The following is a 17,422-nucleotide window of genomic DNA, read 5'->3' as shown; positions in this document are numbered from 1 at the left end:
CGGCCGGGCGCCGCGCGCCTCAGCCGGCCTGCTTCACCCGCATGTACCATTCCACCAGGCGGCGGACCTGCCGCTCGGTGTAGCCGCGCGCGACCATGCGCTCGACGAACTCGCCGTGCTTCTTCTCGGTCTCGCCGTCCTTCTTGGAGCCGAAGGAGATCACCGGCAGCAGCTCCTCCACCTGGGAGAACATCCGCCGCTCGATCACCTCGCGCAGCTTCTCGTAGGAGGTCCAGCTCGGGTTGCGGCCGCCGTGCTGCGCCCGGGAGCGCAGGGCGAATTTCACCACCTCGTTGCGGAAGTCCTTCGGGTTGGCGATCCCGGCGGGCTTCTCGATCTTGGTCAGCTCCTGGTTCAGGAGCTCCCGGTTCATGAGCTGCCCGGTCTCGGCGTCCTTGAAGTCCTGGTCCTCGATCCAGGCATCGGCGTAGTCGATGTACCGGTCGAACAGGTTCTGCCCGTAATCGTGGTACGATTCGAGGTAGGCCTTCTGGATCTCGTGGCCGATGAACTCCGCGTAGCGCGGGGCCAGCTCGGTCTTGATGAATTCCAGGTACTTCTTCTCGGTCTCGGGCGGGAGCTGCTCGCGGCGCAGCGACTGCTCCAGCACGTACATCAGGTGCACCGGGTCGGCCGAGACCTCGGTGGTGTCGTGGTTGAAGGTCGCGGCCAGCACCTTGAAGGCGAAGCGGGTCGAGATCCCGTCCATGCCCTCGTCGACGCCGGCCGTGTCCTTGTACTCCTGCATCGAGCGGGCGCGGGGATCGACCTCGCGCAGGGACTCGCCGTCGTAGACCCGCATCTTCGAGAAGACGTTGGAATTGGCGTGCTCGCGCAGGCGGGAGAGCACCGAGAACCGGGCCAGCATCTCCAGCGTGCCGGGCGCGCAGGCCGCGTCCGACAGCTCCGAGCCGGAGATCAGCTTCTCGTAGATGTGCTGCTCCTCGGTGACGCGCAGGCAGTACGGGACCTTGATCACGTAGATCCGGTCGATGAAGGCCTCGTTGTTCTTGTTGGTCTTGAACGACTGCCACTCGGCCTCGTTCGAGTGGGCCAGGATCACGCCGGTGAACGGGATCGCGCCGATATTCTCGGTGCCGACGTAGTTGCCCTCCTGCGTCGCGGTGAGCAGGGGGTGCAGCATCTTGATCGGCGCCTTGAACATCTCGACGAACTCGAGGATGCCCTGGTTCGCCCGGTTCAGGCCGCCCGAGTACGAGTAGGCGTCGGGATCGGCCTGCGACAGGGTCTCCAGCCGGCGTATATCGACCTTGCCGACCAGCGAGGAGATGTCCTGGTTGTTCTCGTCGCCCGGCTCGGTCTTGGCGATGGCGATCTGGCGTAGCCGCGAGGGCCGGACCTTGATCACCTTGAAGCGCGAGATGTCGCCGTTGAACTCGTCGAGGCGCTTGAGCGCCCAGGGGCTCATCAGGCCGGTCAGCCGACGGCGCGGGATACCGTAACGGCGCTGGATCTCCTCGCCCATCGTCTCGGGGTCGAACAGGCCCAGCGGGCTCTCGAAGACCGGCGAGACCTCGTCCCCGGCCTTGAGGACGTAGACGGGGTGAACCTCCATCAGGAGCTTCAGCCGCTCGGCCAGCGACGACTTACCGCCGCCCACCGGCCCGAGCAGGTAGAGGATCTGCTTGCGCTCCTCCAGGCCCTGCGCGGCGTGGCGGAAGAACGAGACGATCCGCTCGATCGTCTCCTCCATCCCGTAGAACTCGCGGAAAGCCGGGTAGGTCCGGATCGTCCGGTTCATGAAGATCCGGCCGAGGCGCGAATCCTTGGCGGTGTCCACGAATTCCGGTTCGCCGATCGCCGCGAGGATGCGCTCGGCGGCCGAGGCGTACATGAGGGGCTCGTCGCGACAGGCCTCCAGGTACTCGGAGAGCGTCATCTCCGTGTCGCGGCGGGCCTCGTACCCTCGGGCGAAGCTCTGGAAAAGGTCGTTCGTCGCATGCATGGGCATTCGATAACCCTCTCAGACCGTGACAGCTTCATCCTGTCTCGGCTCGGATGCAACCGACAGGCCCGCTTTTGTCGCAGTGCGGCGAGCGCGGCGCCCGGCATGTCGATTGCTTGCAACACTCCGGAGCGCTGAAGGCGGCACAGACGAGACTCCGTGCCGCGCCCGGGCGGCTGTCCGGGCGGCAGAACTGGGCAGATACCGCGTCGGCCGGAGCCTGCTCACAAATCCGTGCCCTCTTTCTTGGCATCGTCTCCCGATTTGGCGCCCGTGCCCCCAACCGTGATCTTGACGGTCTGCGTCTGGACTTGGCCGTCGGAGCTCTTGACCTCGAACGTCACCTCGTCGGTGCCGGTGAAACCGTTGTTGGGCTGGTAGAACAGCGCCTGGACGGCCGCCTCCTTGTTGGGACAGCGGTAGCTCGACGGCGTCTTCAGCTTGCCCACCTTGGTGATCACCGACCCGTTCTTCGGCGGCCCCGAAACCTTGAACTCGGGCATCGGCCCAGGAGAACAATCCTTCTTGAGGTTCGGCGCGATCTCGATGCGGACCGTCTTGCCGGGTGCCACCGTCTTGGTTCGGCTGGACGGCGCCTGGGCCAGGGCGGGCGCGGCCAGCGCCATGCTCCCTGCGAGCAGCGCGGCGAGCGGACGTAGGGCGATCATGGCAGCGTCTCTCCAAACCCGACCCGGGACCTGTCCCCGGACGCGCGTCCGGATGCCCCGTTCATCGGTCCAGACCATGTGGGGACGCCCTGCGCGGGCGTCGAGGGCCCGGGCGGCGGCTTAATTCTGGAGGGCCGCCGCGACGATCCCGGTGATGCGGGCGATCTGCGCGGCGTCGAACTCGCCGGCCAGCGCGGCGGCGAGCCGCCCCTCGACCCGCGCCCGCTCCCCGGCATCGGCGACCGGCACGGGGGGAATCTCGTCCTCGGCCAGTCGGCAGACCCGGCGGATCGTCTCGGCCGCGGCCAGGAGTTTCTCCCGGTCGGTGGGACCCATCTCCCAGAGCGGATTGCGCAGGCGGCTGATCACGCGCCTGGCGTCGCGGTACTCCCGGTCGACGCCGGTGGCCGCCTCGATCTGGCTGACGAGGAACATCAGCTCCAGGACTTCGGAGGCCGCCTCCGGGCAGGAGCGGACGATCCGCATGATGCGGGCCATGAGTTCCTGGCTGGGCGTCAGCTTGGATTTGGGCGCGGCCATGCGGGCGACAACGCGAGTTGTTGCCGAAAAGTTCGCCTGCCGCGTGTGGAGCCGGGCCCGACGGGCCCGGCCGGTCCGCTCAGGCCTCCGCCTCGGGGAGGTCGCGCAGGCCGTCGAGCAGGGCGCGGCAGGCCCGCAGCTCGTCCAGGGCCACGGCCAGGGCCGCCCGGTCCGAGGCCTCGAGCGTCCCGGCCCGGCTACCGGCCTCGGTCTCGACCTCCTGAAGCAGGGGCTCCGCCGCGACGGCCTCGCCGCGGCCGACGGCCTGCACGAAGCGGACGCCGTTCTCCTTGAGGACCCGCTGCGCCCCCGCGATCGTGTAGCGCTGCACGTGCAGGAGGTGGCGGATGCCGGCGACGAGCTCGATGTCCTGGGGCCGGTAATAGCGCCGCCCGCCCGCCCGCTTCACCGGACGGATCTGACCGAAGCGGGTCTCCCAGAACCGCAGCACGTGCTGGGGCACGTCGAGCTCCTCGGCCACCTCGCTGATCGTCCGGAACGCGTGGGCGCTCTTCTCGCCGATCCCGGTCGGCGGTTCGTCGGTGGATGCGGCGGCGAGGGCTGGCGGCATGGGCGTCTTACGGAGCGGGGCGAGGCCGCGCGATCTTGCCGGCTCGCAGGGCCGCACTCAAGCCTGGAGTCCGGTCGATCCGGCCGCGCTCCCGGATGGTGACGCCCGCGCGGTCAATCGTCGTCGTGCTCGCCCGCGCCGTTGAGGCCGTTGATCTTGGCCTTGAGCACGTTGGAGGGCTTGAACACCATCACCTGCCGCGGCTCGATCGCCACCTCGACCCCGGTCTTGGGATTGCGGCCGACGCGCTTGCCCTTGCTGCGCACCACGAAGGAGCCGAACGAGGACAGCTTCACCGTCTCGCCGCTCGCCAGGCAGCTGCAGATCTCCGACAGCACGGTCTCGACGAGGGCGGCCGACTCGGTCCGCGACAGGCCCACCTGATGGTAGACGGCCTCGCTCAAGTCGGCGCGCGTCACCGTCTTGCCTGCCATGCCGTGTCCCCTCGCCCGCGTCGCTCGCCCCATGACGCGCGGCGCGGCACCCGTGGCCGCGCCGAACGCTGAAGGCGTATCCCTATGATCCGGCACGCTAATCGGCGCTCCGCCCCCGGTCAACCGCGCCGGGGCAGCGAATTGTTTCGGGTGGCGCCGCCCGAGGCCTCACCAGCGGATCAAGGCCGCGCCCCAGCTGAACCCGCCGCCGATCGCCTCGATCATCACGAGGTCGCCCGCCCGGATGCGGCCGTCCCGCCGCGCCACGTCGAGGGCCAGGGGAATCGAGGCCGCCGAGGTGTTGCCGTGGCGGTCCACCGTCAGGACGATCTTGTCCCGGGCGACCCCGACCTTGTCGGCCGAGGCCTCGATGATCCGGCGATTGGCCTGATGCGGCACGAACCAGTCGAGTTCCTCCGCGGCGATGCCCGCCTGCGCGAAGGCCTCGACGATCACGTCGGTGACCTGGCCCACGGCGAACCGGAACACGTCGCGGCCCTCCATGCGCAGGTGGCCGGTGGTGCCGGTGGAGCCGGGGCCGCCGTCGACGTAGAGCTTCTCCCGGTGGCGGCCGTCCGACCGCAGGCTCGCGCTGAGGACGCCGCGGTCCCCGGCCCCGTCCTGCGCCTCCAGCACGATGGCGCCGGCGCCGTCGCCGAACAGCACGCAGGTCGTGCGGTCCTCCCAGTCGACGATCCGCGAGAAGGTCTCGGCGCCGATCACGAGGGCCCGGCGGGCCGCCCCCGTGGTCAGGAACTTGTCGGCGGTCGAGACCGCGAAGACGAAGCCGGCGCAGACCGCCTGCAGGTCGAAGGCCGCGCCCTGATGGATGCCCAGTGCCGACTGGATCTGGGTCGCGGTCGCCGGGAAGGTGTGATCCGGCGTCGAGGTGGCGCAGATCACGAGGTCGATGTCGTCCGCGGTCAGGCCGGCATCGTCCAGGGCGGCCTTGGCCGCGCGCGTGCCGAGGACCGAGGTGGTCTCGTCGGGCCCCGCGAGGTGGCGCTGGCGGATCCCGGTCCGCTGGACGATCCACTCGTCGGAGGTGTCCACCCGCTCGGCGAGATCGGCGTTCGTCACCACCCGCGCGGGTAGGCTCGATCCGGTCCCGACCACCACCGAGCGCAGAGGGGGGACGCGCCGGTGCTGCCCGGGGTCAGTGCGGAGAATTGCCATCGTTGTCCTTCCCGGACGACACCAGCGTCACAATCATCGGTTGTGGAACCGGTGGCGTCCGTTTTCCATCCCGTCCGTCGACGGAGGCTCGGGCCGGCAGCGGCCTCAGGCCGGCGCCAGCGCCGCCGTCTGGTCGAGCATCTCGCGGATCGTGCGGATCATGTCGTGGCGCGCCATGTCGTGCGCCAGATCGATCGCCGCGGCGAAGCCCTGCGCGTTCTCCGAACCGTGGCTCTTGATGACGATGCCCTCGAGGCCGAGGAACACCCCGCCGTTGGCCCGGCTCGGATTCATCTTGTCCCTGAGGGCCTTGAAGGCCTGCCGCGCGAACAGCGCGCCGATCTTGGCGGCCAGCGTCCGGGTCATGGCGGCGCGGAGATACGTGCCGATCTGCTTGGCGGTGCCCTCGGCGGTCTTGAGGGCGATGTTGCCGGTGAACCCCTCGGTCACCACCACGTCGACCGTGCCGCGCCCGAGATCCGTGCCCTCGACGAAGCCGTGATAGGTCAGGCCGGGGCTCTCCATCTCGCGCAGGATCCGGGCGGCCTCCTTGACCGCCTCGTTGCCCTTCATCTCCTCGGTGCCGACGTTGAGCAGGCCGACGGTGGGGCGGTCGAGGTCGAACACGATGCGGGCCATGGCCGAGCCCATCACAGCCATCTCGACGAGGTGCTCGGCATCCGTGCCGATCGTGGCGCCGACGTCGAGCACGACGCTCTCGCCGCGCACGGTCGGCCACAGGCAGGCGATGGCCGGGCGCTCGATGCCCGACATGGTCTTCAGGCAGATCTTCGACATCGCCATCAGCGCGCCGGTGTTGCCGGCCGACACGCAGGCATCCGCCTGCCCGTCGCGGACCGCCTGGATCGCCTGCCACATCGACGACTTGCCCCGGCCCTGGCGCACCGCCTGGCTCGGCTTGTCGTCCATGGCCACGGCCACGCTGGTGTGGCGGATCTCGACGCAGTCCTTGAGCCGGGGCTCCTTGGCGACCAGCGGCGCGATCACGGCCTCGTCGCCGAACATCAGGAAGGTGGTGCCGGGATGGCGCTCCCGGGCCAGCGCCGCGCCGGGCACGACCGTGGTGGGCCCGTGGTCGCCACCCATGGCGTCGAGCGAGATGCACACGCGTTGGGACATGTCGGTAGCGGGTCGCGGGTCTCGGCGGGAAAGGGTTCGGGCGTCGGCGGGACGGGGCCCGCCGGGCGCGGCGGACCATAGCGATACCGGCCCGGCGGGCAAATGAAATCGGGCGGCGGGCGGTTCCGGCCGGACGCGACGGCCTCAGCCGTCGCGGTCGCGGAGCTTGCGCAGGCCGTCGAGGGGCCCCGCCCCGTCGCCCGCCACGACCGGCTCGAAGGCGATGCCGGGCTTGCGCGGGTAGGGGTCGAGGCCCAGCGCCAGGAACTCGGCGGTGAGCGCGCCGAAATCGATGCGGCCGCCGACCAGGGGGTCGGGGATGTCGGCGTCCTCGGCGTCGGTGCCGGCGAGCCGGTCGGTGTCGGTGAACACCACCTCGACCGGCTCCCGGACCGGCGCCTCGAAGGGTTCGAGGCTGACGGTGCAGACCTGCGTCACCAGGGCCTCCACGGTGCCGGTCACGGTCAGCCGGCTGGTCGCCCCCGCGATGGCGAAGCGCCCGACGAGGTCGCGGATCCCCGGGATGCCGAAATCGGCGGCCAGCGCCGCGCACTCGGCCGGGGTCGCCTCCACGGTGACGGCGCCGCGCCCCTGGGGCAGGCGCTCGACATTGACCCAGCGCGCGAGCGGGAAGCTGTCCTGGCTGGCATCGCGGGTCATGCGCGTTCTCCGTCGTCAGGGCCGGCTGTGGCCGGCGCGAAGCCGTCCGGCTCCGGGAAGGGCGGCCCGGCCCCGAGCAGCCCGTCGAGATCGGCCCCGGCCAGCGCCGCGTCGGCCGCCTGCACGTAGGCGGCGAGGCCGCGCCCGTCACCCGCGCCGCCGAGCACGTTGCGGACGAGGGCGGCCTCCAGGGCCGCGGCGTCGCCGGCCGCCAGGGCCGCGTCGTAGCCCTCGGCCCGGCCGTAGAAGGCGGCGCCGAGCTTCTTCATCCGCTTGGACACGCCCATGTCGCCGACGCCGAGCTCGCGCAGCGCGGCGTCGAGCTGGGTGAAGACGGAATTCACGAGATCCTGCGCCACCTCGGCGGCCGGCGGCGGCAGCCGGTTCAGCCGGCGCAGGACCAGGATCGCGTGCAGGCACAGGGACTCGAACCGGCCCTCGACCGTGTCGGGGACGCCGAGATCCGTGTACAGGCCCGGCCGGCGCGCGGCCTGGCTCAGGACGAGATGCAGCCCCTCGACGGCGCGGCGCCGGGCGCTCGCGCGGCGGAACAACCCGGCGATCATCGGTGCGGAACCCCGGCCCACTGTGGCCAAGCTTGCCTTGTCAAAGCCATAACCCCGCGGTACGGCAACCCACGCCCAGGGCGCAAGCGCCGTCGGAGCCCCGTGCAGGCGGCGACGGTCGCGCCCCGTCCGTCAACACGCTCTCTGGGGGCCCGATGCGGCGCCGTCTCGTCCAGTCCTTCGCGCGCCTCGCCCTGCTCGGCCTCGCGGCAAGCGGCCTGTCCGGCTGCATCGGCGAGGAGCTGCGCCACGGCTACCAGGTCGATCAGGCGGCGCTCGCCACGATCAAGCCCGGCATGGGCCCCGAGCAGGTGCTGCAGATCCTCGGCACGCCCTCGACCGTGTCCACGGTGGGCAACAAGTCCTGGTACTACATCTCGCAGAACACCCGCCGGACGATCATGTTCCTGGGCGAGCAGGTCGAGGACCAGAAGGTCACGGCGGTCTACTTCACCCCCGGCTTCAAGGTCGAGCGGGTGGCGCTCTACGGCCTCCAGGACGGCCGGATCTTCGACTTCATCGAGCGCACGACGCCGACGAGCGGCGCCGACCGCGCCTTCCTCAGCCAGCTGTTCCGCGGCCTGACCCGCTACGAGCCGTTCGGCAGCGGCAGCGGCACCAGCGTGGTGCCGGGCGCCAATCGCGGCATGTGACCGCCCCCGCCCGCCGCGAGGCGGGCGATCGCCCCGGGCTCCGAGAACAGGTGCTCGGGGCCGAGGGACGCGAGGGCCTGCGGGTCGGTGTAGCCCCAGGCCACGGCCCCGAACGGGCAGCCGAGGGCCCGGGCCGCCTCGAGGTCGCGGATCTCGTCGCCGACGCAGAGGGCCCGGTGCGGCGGCACGCCGGTCCGCGCGAGCAGCGCCCGCAGCCGGCGCGCCTTCCCGAAGATCGACGCCCCGCAGGCGTAGGTGCCGATGCGGGCGGCGTTGTCCGGACCGAGCACGCGCCGCACCGTGTCGGCACGATTCGACGACAGGATCGCCAGCGGCACGCCCGCCGCCGCGATCGCGGCCAGCATCGCCGGGACGCCGGGAAACAGCGCGATCTGCGCGGCGTCGCGCGCGGCCAGCGCGTGCATGTGGCGGGCGATGAGCGGCAGCTTCCAGCGCGGGATGCCGAGATGGGCGACGATCGCCCGGGCGCCCTGGAGCCGCAGGTCCTCGACCTCGTGGGCCTCCACCCGGCGGAACCGGTAGCGGTCGGCGACGCCGTTCAGCACCGAGCAGAACCACGCGAAGCTGTCGGCCAGCGTGCCGTCGAAATCGAGGACGACGAGATCCGGCCTCGATGCGGCCGGCATCGGGGCCATGTCAGGTCCGCAGGTTCTCGAGCGGGACGCTGAGCCGCATCAGGAGACCGCCCGGCGCCCAGTCGTGCTCCAGCACCCCGTCGAGCTGGCCGGCGACGCTGCGCTCGGCCAGCACCGTGCCGAATCCCTTCCGGGACGGCGCGCCGGCGACCTGCGGGCCGCCCTCCTCGCGCCAGGTCAGCGTGTAGCGGCCCGCCTCGCGGATCCCGCTCAGCGAGACGCCGCCCTGCCGCGTCGAGAGACCGCCATACTTGACCGCGTTGGTGGCCTGCTCGTGCATGATGAGCGCCAGGGCCGTGGCGGTGCGCTCGCCGATCTCGGCATCGTCCCCGGAGATCACCACGCGGGCCCGCCCGTTCTCCTCGTAGGCGGCCATGATCAGGCGCATCAGCCCGAGCACCGTCTGGCCGGCGACCGGCGGCGCGCTGTCCGGGGAATGCGGGCGGACATATTCGTGGGCCCGGGCCAGGGCGCCGAGCCGCTCGCGGAACGCGGCCACGAACGGCTTGGCCGCGGGGTCGCTCCGGGCGGTCAGGGCGGCGAGGCCGCCGACCACCGCGAAGATGTTCTTGATCCGGTGCGACAGCTCGCGGATCAGCAGGTCGCGGGCCTCCTCGGCGCGCTTGGCCTCGCGCAGGTCGCGGGTGACGGTGGCGTAGCCGATCTCCGCCCCGGTCGGATCGCGCACAGGGAAGATGTTGTAAAGCACCGCCAGGGGCTCGCCGGTGACGAAGTGCCGGAAGGCGAGTTCCCCCTCCCAGAACCCGTCGCGGCGCAGCGCCGGCATCACGGTCTCGGCCAGGATCCGGCGGCTGTCGTCGGTGAAGAAGTCGGGCACCTTCTTCGCGCGGGCGGCCTCGAGATCCGGCAGGCCGACCAGGGCCAGGGCCGCCTCGTTGAGATGGGTGATCGCGCCCTCGAGGGTGCAGAGCCCGATGAAGTCCTTGGAGGTCTCGACGATCGCCGCGAGCTTGCGGGCCTCGGCCTCGGCGCGCTTCAGGTCGTCGATGTCGGTGCAGGTTCCGAACCAGCGCTCGATCCGCCCCTCGGCGTCCCGGATCGGCATGGCGCGCCCGAGCGTCCAGCGGTACTCGCCGCTGTGGTGGCGCAGGCGGTACTCGATCTCGTAGGGCTCGCCGGTCGCGAGGCAGTGGCGCCAGCGCGCCCAGGCCCGCGGCTGATCCTCGGGATGGAACATCCCGTTCCAGGCCTCGCCGTCGGTGGAGCCGTGGGGAACGCCGGTGAACTCGTACCAGCGGTCGTTGTAGTAGTCGTGAAACCCGTCCGGCCGCGTGGTCCAGACCATCTGGGGCATCGCCGCGGTCATCACGCGGAAGCGGCGCTCGCTCGCGGCGAGCTCGGCCTCGCGGGCGGCGACCTGCGCCAGCGTCCGGCGGTGCTCCAGCAGGCTCGAGATCTGCCGCGCCAGCGCCAGCAGGGTCGCGGTCTGCTCGGAGTCGAGCCCCTCCGGCCGCGAGACGCGGTCCAGCACGCACAGCGCGCCGAGCGGGATGCCGTGGCTGCCCCGGATCACCGCACCCGCGTAGAACCGGAAGGCCGGCGCCCCGGTCACGAGGGGATTCTCCGTGGTCCGCGAATCGACGGTCAGGTCCGGGATGATGAGGAGGTCGCCGGCCTCGATCGTGTGGGCGCAGACCGAGCAGGTGATCGGCAGCTCGCGCTTGCCGAGGCCCACCTCGGACTTGAACCACTGCCGCTCGGCATCCACCAGGCTGACGAGCGCGACCGGGGCCCGGCAGACATAGGCGGCGACGCGCACGAGGTCGTCGTAGAGCGGCTCGGGCTCCGAATCGAGGATCGCGAGGTCGCGCAGCTCGGCGATCCGGTCCGCGGCGCTCCAGCGCCCGTCGGTCGGTCCGGCTTCCGCGAGCGCGTGAGGTGCAGGCACATCCATGGTCCTGCCCCCACATAGGCGCGCGATGGCCCGCTGCCAAGGAACCGCCGCGCTTTCCTGCCGCACCCGTCCGGGGCGCGGCAGGGGATCCTGGCCGCCGCGCCTCAGGCGGCGCGGGACTCGGTCAGGGTCGGATAGTCGACGTAGCCCTCGGGGCCCTGGCTGTACCACGTCGCGGCGTCGTCCTTGTTGAGCGGCGCCTTCTTGGCGATCCGCTCGACGAGGTCCGGATTGGCGATGAAGGTCCGACCGAAGGCGATGGCGTCGGCCTCGCCGGCATCCAGGACCTTCTGGCCGCTGATCCCGTCGTAGTCGGCGTTCAGGATCATCGGGTTGCGGAACACGCGCCGCATCGCCGGGGCGATCGGCGGGTGGTCGGCCTTGCCGAAGGTGCCGTCCGGTCCCGGCTCGCGCATCTCCAGGAAGGCGATCCCGACATCGGCGAGCGTCTGGGCGGCGGCGACGAACAGCGGCTCGGGGTTCGAGTCGTTGCAGCCCTGGATAGCGCCGTTCGGCGAGAGGCGCACGCCGGTGCGCTCCGGCCCGGCGACCTTCGCCACCGCTTCGGTCACCTCGCGCAGGAGCCGCACGCGGTTCTCGATGGACCCGCCATACTGGTCGGTGCGGTGGTTGGTGCCGTCGCGGAGGAACTCGTCGATCAGGTAGCCGTTCGCGGCGTGGATCTGCACCCCGTCGAACCCGGCCGCCAGGGCGTTGGCGGTGGCCCGCTCGTAATCGCCGAGCAGGCGCGGGATCTCGGACACCTCCAGGGCGCGGGCCTCGCTGTAGGGCTTCTTGCCGGAATAGGTGTGGGCCTGGTCGGGCGCCGTCGTGGCCGAGGACGAGACCGGCTTGGCGCCGCCGAGGAAGTCCGAATGGACCATCCGGCCCATGTGCCAGATCTGACAGACGATCTTGCCGCCCTTGTCGTGCACGGCCTTCACGATCGGCCGCCACGCGTCGACCTGAGCGTCGGACCAGATGCCGGGCGCGTAGGGCCAGCCGAGCCCCTCCTGACTGATACCGGTGGCCTCGGTGAGGATCAGGCCGGCACCGGCGCGCTGCGCGTAGTACTCGGCCATGATCGGGGTGGGCACGTGCTCGCGGGTGCCGCGGCCGCGGGTCAGCGGCGCCATGAAGATCCGGTTCTTCGCCTCGATGGCGCCGATGCGGATCGGGTCGAGCAGGGACGGCATGGGTTACCTCGTGCTGGTGCGGCGGGGCCGCGTCCGGGTTTTAATCCGGCGCCGAGGTGGCGCTGCGGCGCCGCGATGCCAAGGTGCTGCGCCGCGGGACTGACCGTCGCGTGCGGGGGCGCACACGGTGAAACGGGCAGGGCCGGGCTCGCCCGGAGCCCGGCCCTGCCGCTCGATCGGATCCTCGCGAAACTCAGCTGTGCGCCAGCACGGCGAGCAGCAGCAGGGCGATGATGTTGGTGATCTTGATCGCCGGGTTCACCGCCGGGCCGGCGGTGTCCTTGTAGGGGTCGCCCACCGTGTCGCCGGTCACCGCCGCCTTGTGGGCCTCCGAGCCCTTGCCGCCGTGGTGGCCGTCCTCGATGTACTTCTTGGCGTTGTCCCAGGCGCCGCCGCCCGAGGTCATCGAGATCGCCACGTAGAGCCCGGTGAGGATCACGCCGAGCAGGCTCGCGCCCACGGTGGCGAAGGCCTGGCTCTTCCCGGCGATGAGCTGGATCACGAAGAACAGCACCACCGGCGACAGGACCGGAAGCAGCGAGGGGACGATCATCTCCTTGATCGCCGCGCGGGTCAGCATGTCCACGGCCCGCCCGTAATCCGGCCGGTCGGTCCCCTGCATGATCCCGGGCTTGGCCCGGAACTGGCGCCGGACCTCCTCGACCACCGCGCCCGCCGCGCGCCCGACCGCCGTCATGGCGATGCCGGCGAACAGGAACGGGATCAGCCCGCCGAGCAGCAGCCCGACCACCACGTACGGGTTGGAGAGCGAGAAATCGACGCTGACCCCCTGGAAGAAGCGGTACTGGGTCGGGCTCGCGTTGGCGATGAAGTAGTTCAGGTCCGACGTGTAGGCGGCAAACAGAACCAGGGCGCCGAGCCCGGCCGAGCCAATCGCGTAGCCCTTGGTCACCGCCTTCGTGGTGTTGCCGACCGCGTCGAGGGCGTCGGTCGACTTGCGCACCTCGGCGGGCAGGCCGGCCATCTCGGCGATGCCGCCGGCATTGTCGGTGACGGGCCCGAAGGCGTCGAGCGCCACGATGAAGCCGGCCAGAGCCAGCATGGCGGTGACCGCGATGGCGATGCCGAACAGGCCGGCGAGCGCGTAGGTGCTGATGATGCCCGCCACGATCACGATGGCCGGCAGCGCGGTCGATTCGAGCGAGATCGCCAGCCCCTGGATCACGTTGGTGCCGTGCCCGGTCACCGACGCGTCGGCGATCGACTTCACCGGGCGGAAGTTGGTGCCCGTGTAGTACTCGGTGATCACCACGATCAGCGCCGTGATGGCGAGGCCGATCACCGCGCAGCCGAACAGGCCGGCCGACGTGAAGGTCACGCCGGTCGAGGTGGTGAAGCTGGTCGAGAAGCCGCCCAGCAGGGTCATGTTGACCGCCGCGATCGCCGCGATGGAGAGCACGCCGGCGGCGATCAGGCCCTTGTAGAGGGCGCCCATGATCGACTGGTTCGCGCCGAGCCGCACCGCGTAGGTGCCGGCGATGGAGGTGAGGATGCAGGCCGACCCGATGGCGAGCGGGTACAGCATCATCGGCTCGAGGACGTCACGGCCGCTCCCCGTGGGACCGGAGAAGAAGATCGCGGCCAGCACCATCGTGGCGACGACCGTCACCGCGTAGGTCTCGAACAGGTCGGCCGCCATGCCGGCGCAGTCGCCGACATTGTCGCCGACGTTGTCGGCGATGGTGGCGGGGTTGCGCGGGTCGTCCTCCGGGATGCCGGCCTCGACCTTGCCGACGAGGTCGCCGCCGACATCGGCGCCCTTGGTGAAGATGCCGCCGCCGAGGCGGGCGAAGATCGAGATCAGCGAGGCGCCGAAGCCCAGCGCCACGAGGGCGTCGATCACCTCGCGGCTCGACGGCTCGAGGTGGGCGGCGCGGGTGAGGAACAGGTAGTAGAGGGCGACGCCGAGGAGGGCGAGGCCCGCCACCAGCATGCCGGTCACCGCCCCCGACTTGAAGGCGACGTCGAGGCCGCCGCCCAGCGAGGTCGAGGCGGCCTGGGCCGTGCGGACATTGGCCCGCACCGAGACGTTCATGCCGATGAAGCCGGCCGCGCCCGACAGAACGGCGCCGATCAGGAAGCCGACCGCGACCTTGATCCCGAGGAAGACGGCGAGAAGGACGAACAGGACGACGCCGACGAGGCCGATCGTCGTGTACTGCCGCCGGAGATAGGCCTGCGCGCCCTCGGCGATGGCGGCGGCGATCTCCTGCATCCGCTGCGTGCCGGCGTCGCGCCGCATCACGTCGAGGATTGTGACGATGCCGTAGGCGACGGCGCAGAGCCCGCCCGCGATGATCAGGACCAAGGGAATCATTCGACCGTCCTTGTTATTATCGTGCCTGGCGTGGGCTTGTGATTGTCGAGCTTGGCCGCCGGACGACGGCCATGGGACGCGGTGCTCGGATTCGGGGCTTTCCTTCCCAGAACAATGCCTTGATTGCCAAACTTCGCCGGTGAGCGCAAACCCCGCGTGGGTGAGCGGCGCCAGGGATCGCGTCTCATGGCGCGGCGCGAACAGGGCTCATCGACCCGCTAAACGGTATTATATTGCAGGTCTTAGTCCCTGTCGGCCGCGGCCCGCTTGTTTTCACGGGCGCGGCGCGACGGTTCAGAGCCATTCCGATCCGATTGGGACGAAGGCGACCGCCCGAGGCCGTGCCGCAGGAGGCGCGGGTCCCCCCTCCCGCACGGGAGAGGGGGCTCGGCGTGCCTCGCTCGAGCGGAGATGCCTGTCTGACCGACCGTCGCACAACGATCGGGGACGGCCCCGGCCACCATTAACCCCGCCTTAACCAACCGATATTCTATTTTTGGTTGTATTCTGACGGGGGCTCGCCATGAGCAGCGACCAGGCCGCCAAGCTGGCGGCGACGATCGAGGTGTTGAGCGGCGCGGTCGGGTTCCTGCTCGCCGAGCGGGTAGCGGCGCAGCCGGCCACGATCCAGGGCGACCTGCTGTCCGTGCTGCAGCGCGCCCTGTCCCGGGCGCCCGGCGCGGGCCCGGACCCGGTCGGCCGCTGGATCCCGGTCGTCGCCGCCGAGATGATCGGAGAGGTCCGGCGCCAGATCGGGCAACCGGGCGCGGGTGCCGCCGGCGCGATGATCGCGGGCCCGGCCGCGATGTCAGAAGTGGCTGAAGGCCCCGGCCGCGAACACGCGCTCGGCGCCATCGCGCATTTCGAAGCGCGGCGGGCCGTCGCCTGAAATGACGGTGCCGATGGCGGCGACGGCAATCCCGGCCGCCGCGGCCGCGGCGCGGAAATCCTCCAGGCGCTCCGGCGCGACCGTGCAGAGGATCTCGTAATCGTCCCCGCCGGTCAGGGCCGCCTCGATCAGGGCGGGCTCCGCCGCGCAGGCGCGCCGGGCGGCCTCCGAGAGCGGCACGTCGGCCGTCGCCACCCGGGCGGTGCGGCCCGCGCCCAGCATCTTGGCGAGATCGCCCGCGAGACCGTCGGAGACGTCCATGGCCGCCGAGGCGTGGCGGCGGACCGCCCGCGCCGCCCAGGGGGCGCCGGGCTCCAGGCGCATCCGCAGGCCGAGGGCGGCGTCGCCGATCGTGCCGGTGACGCAGATCCGGTCGCCGACCCGCGCGGTGGTGCGGCGCACGATGGTGCCGCTCGGCACCTCGCCGAGCAGGGTGACGGAGATCAGCGCCGGACCGCCGGAGCGCACCGTGTCGCCGCCGAGCAGCGGGCAGCCGGCCGCCTCGGCCGCCGCGCCGAGCCCCTGCGCGAAGCCGTCGAGCCAGGCCTCCGTCCAGTCGTCGGGAAGCGCCAGGGTCAGCAGGAAGCCGCGCGGGACCGCGCCCTTGGCGGCGATGTCGGAGAGGTTCACGCCGAGGGCCTTGCGGGCGACCGAGGCCGGCGGATCCTCCGCGAAGTAGTGGATCCCCGCCACCACGGCGTCGGCGGTGACGACGAGGTCGTGGCCCGGCGCGGGCGTCAGCGTGGCGGCGTCGTCCCGGAGCCCGTCGGCGCCCGGCCCCGCGAGCGGGGCGAAGTAGCGGGCGATCAGCCCCTCCTCGGAGGCGCGGGCCGGCCCGGCCAAGGCTCAGGCCTTTCCGGCCGAAGATTTCCCGCCGGAAGGCTTGCCGGGGAGCGGCTTGGACGAGCCCGGCTTGCCGGAGGCCTTCGGGGCCCCGACCTCGCCCGGCCGGACCTCCCGGGCGACCCGGTCGAGGACGGCGTTGACGAGGCCCGGCTCGTCGGCCGTGTAGAAGCTGTGGGCGACGTCGACGTATGCCGAGATCGCCGCGGCCGCCGGCACGTCGCGGCGGAACATCAGCTCGTAGGCGCCCGCCCGCAGGATCGCCCGGAGCACGATCTCGATGCGCCGCAGCGGCCAGCCCTGGGTGAGGGCCTGGTCGAGCTTCGGGTCGATGGCCCGCTGCTCCTCGACCGTGCCGCGCAGCAGGTCGCGGAAGAAGGCGGTCTCGGCCGGGGGATGGGCGATCCCGTCGACCTCCTGGCCGATCCAGAAGGCCTCGAACTCGGCGAGGGCGTCGAGCACGCCCTTGCCGGAGATGTCCATCTCGTAGAGCGCCTGCACCACAGCGAGGCGGGCGCCGCTGCGCGGGCTGATCTTGGCGGGAGCGCCGGCGGCCTCCGCGCCGGTCTCCGGCTGGGCCTCAGGCTGGGTGTCGGGGGTCCCGGTCATGGGGGTATCCGTCATCGGGTGCGCGCGGACTCGGCGGCCCGCTTCAGGGCGAGCACGCCGAGCGCGGCCTCGGCGGCACCGCCGCCCTTGTTCATCTCGGCGACCCGCGCGCGGGCGAGCGCCTGCGCCTCGGTCTCGACCGTGAGGATGCCGTTGCCCAGCGGCACGCGGCGCTGCACCGACAGGTCCATGAGCGCCCGGGCGCTCTCGCCGGCGACGATGTCGTAGTGGCCGGTCTCGCCGCGGATCACGCAGCCGAGCGCCACCACGGCGTCGTAGGATCCCGCGTCGAGCAGGATCGCCACGGCGGCGGGGATCTCCAGGGCTCCCGGCACGGTAACCACGGTGGCCTGCGCGTCGGCGGCCGCGATCGCCGCCAGGGCGCCGGCCAGGAGCTCGTCGGCGATCGCGTCGTAGTAGCGCGCCTCGACGACGAGGATCCGGGCGCCGGCGAGTGCCGGGTCGGTGGGCTTGGGCGCCGAATCGGCGCGGGTATGGGCGACCATGGCTCTCGTCCGGCCGGGTTTTCGGGAATGCGCGGCCGGCACGTCGGGCGCCCGCACGGGGGAGGACGGTTAGACCGAAGCGGCCGGCGCCACAAG

The 17,422-nt window shown here is 71.5% G+C and carries 18 protein-coding genes; 2 read left to right on the top strand and 16 right to left on the bottom strand.

Going from position 1 to position 17,422, the window contains the following annotated elements:
- Positions 1 to 19 precede the first annotated feature (19 nt).
- The 9 genes from MOTC310_RS27485 to MOTC310_RS27445 form a co-directional block, all read right to left on the bottom strand.
- Positions 20 to 1,972: a PrkA family serine protein kinase gene (locus MOTC310_RS27485; RefSeq protein WP_331289499.1), complete on the bottom strand. Its 1,953-nt coding sequence runs from the start codon at positions 1,970 to 1,972 to the stop codon at positions 20 to 22.
- Between the two features lie 218 nt (positions 1,973 to 2,190).
- A complete protein-coding gene (locus tag MOTC310_RS27480) occupies positions 2,191 to 2,634 on the bottom strand; it encodes an Ig-like domain-containing protein (RefSeq protein ID WP_331289498.1) in 444 nt (147 codons plus the stop codon).
- Positions 2,635 to 2,754: 120 nt separating this feature from the next.
- Positions 2,755 to 3,174 carry a hypothetical protein gene (locus tag MOTC310_RS27475; protein ID WP_331289497.1) on the bottom strand — a complete coding sequence of 140 codons (420 nt, stop codon included), beginning with the start codon at positions 3,172 to 3,174 and terminating at the stop codon, positions 2,755 to 2,757.
- A gap of 79 nt (positions 3,175 to 3,253) precedes the next feature.
- Complete coding sequence (locus tag MOTC310_RS27470; RefSeq protein WP_331304024.1) at positions 3,254 to 3,745, bottom strand: MerR family transcriptional regulator; 492 nt, start codon at positions 3,743 to 3,745, stop codon at positions 3,254 to 3,256.
- 113 nt (positions 3,746 to 3,858) lie between these two features.
- Positions 3,859 to 4,179 (bottom strand): integration host factor subunit alpha, encoded by a 321-nt coding sequence (locus tag MOTC310_RS27465; RefSeq protein WP_012320898.1) that lies wholly within the window; start codon positions 4,177 to 4,179, stop codon positions 3,859 to 3,861.
- A gap of 168 nt (positions 4,180 to 4,347) precedes the next feature.
- Positions 4,348 to 5,355, bottom strand: coding sequence for a beta-ketoacyl-ACP synthase III (locus MOTC310_RS27460; protein ID WP_331289495.1), 1,008 nt, complete (start codon positions 5,353 to 5,355; stop codon positions 4,348 to 4,350).
- 105 nt (positions 5,356 to 5,460) lie between these two features.
- Positions 5,461 to 6,495, bottom strand: a complete 1,035-nt coding sequence (plsX, locus tag MOTC310_RS27455) for a phosphate acyltransferase PlsX (protein WP_331289494.1) — start codon at positions 6,493 to 6,495, stop codon at positions 5,461 to 5,463.
- A gap of 144 nt (positions 6,496 to 6,639) precedes the next feature.
- Complete coding sequence (locus MOTC310_RS27450; protein ID WP_331289493.1) at positions 6,640 to 7,155, bottom strand: YceD family protein; 516 nt, start codon at positions 7,153 to 7,155, stop codon at positions 6,640 to 6,642.
- Positions 7,152 to 7,721 carry a ubiquinol-cytochrome C chaperone family protein gene (locus MOTC310_RS27445; RefSeq protein ID WP_331304023.1) on the bottom strand — a complete coding sequence of 190 codons (570 nt, stop codon included), beginning with the start codon at positions 7,719 to 7,721 and terminating at the stop codon, positions 7,152 to 7,154. Before MOTC310_RS27445 ends, MOTC310_RS27450 begins: the two co-directional genes overlap by 4 nt.
- 155 nt (positions 7,722 to 7,876) lie before the next feature.
- Between MOTC310_RS27445 and MOTC310_RS27440 the strand changes: the two genes are divergently transcribed.
- Positions 7,877 to 8,374 carry an outer membrane protein assembly factor BamE gene (locus MOTC310_RS27440; RefSeq protein ID WP_331289491.1) on the top strand — a complete coding sequence of 166 codons (498 nt, stop codon included), beginning with the start codon at positions 7,877 to 7,879 and terminating at the stop codon, positions 8,372 to 8,374.
- On the opposite strand, the gene MOTC310_RS27435 is transcribed toward MOTC310_RS27440, so the two are convergent.
- The 4 genes from MOTC310_RS27435 to MOTC310_RS27420 form a co-directional block, all read right to left on the bottom strand.
- Complete coding sequence (locus tag MOTC310_RS27435) at positions 8,311 to 9,030, bottom strand: HAD hydrolase-like protein (protein WP_331304022.1); 720 nt, start codon at positions 9,028 to 9,030, stop codon at positions 8,311 to 8,313. The genes MOTC310_RS27440 and MOTC310_RS27435 overlap by 64 nt on opposite strands.
- A gap of 1 nt (position 9,031) precedes the next feature.
- Positions 9,032 to 10,945 (bottom strand): PAS domain S-box protein, encoded by a 1,914-nt coding sequence (locus MOTC310_RS27430; protein ID WP_331304021.1) that lies wholly within the window; start codon positions 10,943 to 10,945, stop codon positions 9,032 to 9,034.
- Positions 10,946 to 11,049: 104 nt separating this feature from the next.
- Positions 11,050 to 12,141, bottom strand: coding sequence for an alkene reductase (locus MOTC310_RS27425; RefSeq protein ID WP_331289488.1), 1,092 nt, complete (start codon positions 12,139 to 12,141; stop codon positions 11,050 to 11,052).
- Between the two features lie 193 nt (positions 12,142 to 12,334).
- Positions 12,335 to 14,479: a sodium-translocating pyrophosphatase gene (locus MOTC310_RS27420; protein ID WP_331304020.1), complete on the bottom strand. Its 2,145-nt coding sequence runs from the start codon at positions 14,477 to 14,479 to the stop codon at positions 12,335 to 12,337.
- Between the two features lie 523 nt (positions 14,480 to 15,002).
- Here MOTC310_RS27420 and MOTC310_RS27415 point away from each other — a divergent pair.
- On the top strand, positions 15,003 to 15,368 hold the full coding sequence (locus tag MOTC310_RS27415; RefSeq protein WP_331304019.1) for a hypothetical protein: 366 nt from the start codon (positions 15,003 to 15,005) through the stop codon (positions 15,366 to 15,368).
- Here MOTC310_RS27415 and MOTC310_RS27410 read toward each other — a convergent pair.
- The 3 genes from MOTC310_RS27410 to ribH all read right to left on the bottom strand — a co-directional run bounded on the left by MOTC310_RS27410 (position 15,288) and on the right by ribH (position 17,326).
- The gene (locus tag MOTC310_RS27410) at positions 15,288 to 16,211 is read right to left on the bottom strand and encodes a thiamine-phosphate kinase (protein ID WP_331304018.1); all 924 of its coding nucleotides are present in this window, start codon (positions 16,209 to 16,211) and stop codon (positions 15,288 to 15,290) included. The genes MOTC310_RS27415 and MOTC310_RS27410 overlap by 81 nt on opposite strands.
- A 3-nt stretch (positions 16,212 to 16,214) precedes the next feature.
- On the bottom strand, positions 16,215 to 16,694 hold the full coding sequence (gene nusB, locus MOTC310_RS27405; protein WP_419539072.1) for a transcription antitermination factor NusB: 480 nt from the start codon (positions 16,692 to 16,694) through the stop codon (positions 16,215 to 16,217).
- A gap of 137 nt (positions 16,695 to 16,831) precedes the next feature.
- On the bottom strand, positions 16,832 to 17,326 hold the full coding sequence (ribH, locus tag MOTC310_RS27400) for a 6,7-dimethyl-8-ribityllumazine synthase (protein WP_331304017.1): 495 nt from the start codon (positions 17,324 to 17,326) through the stop codon (positions 16,832 to 16,834).
- Positions 17,327 to 17,422 lie beyond the last annotated feature (96 nt).

It is taken from the genome of Methylobacterium oryzae, assembly GCF_036441375.1.
GTDB lineage: Bacteria > Pseudomonadota > Alphaproteobacteria > Rhizobiales > Beijerinckiaceae > Methylobacterium > Methylobacterium oryzae_A.
Note: the sequence above shows the minus strand (reverse complement) of the source record. Positions and strands in the feature narration are given on the sequence as shown.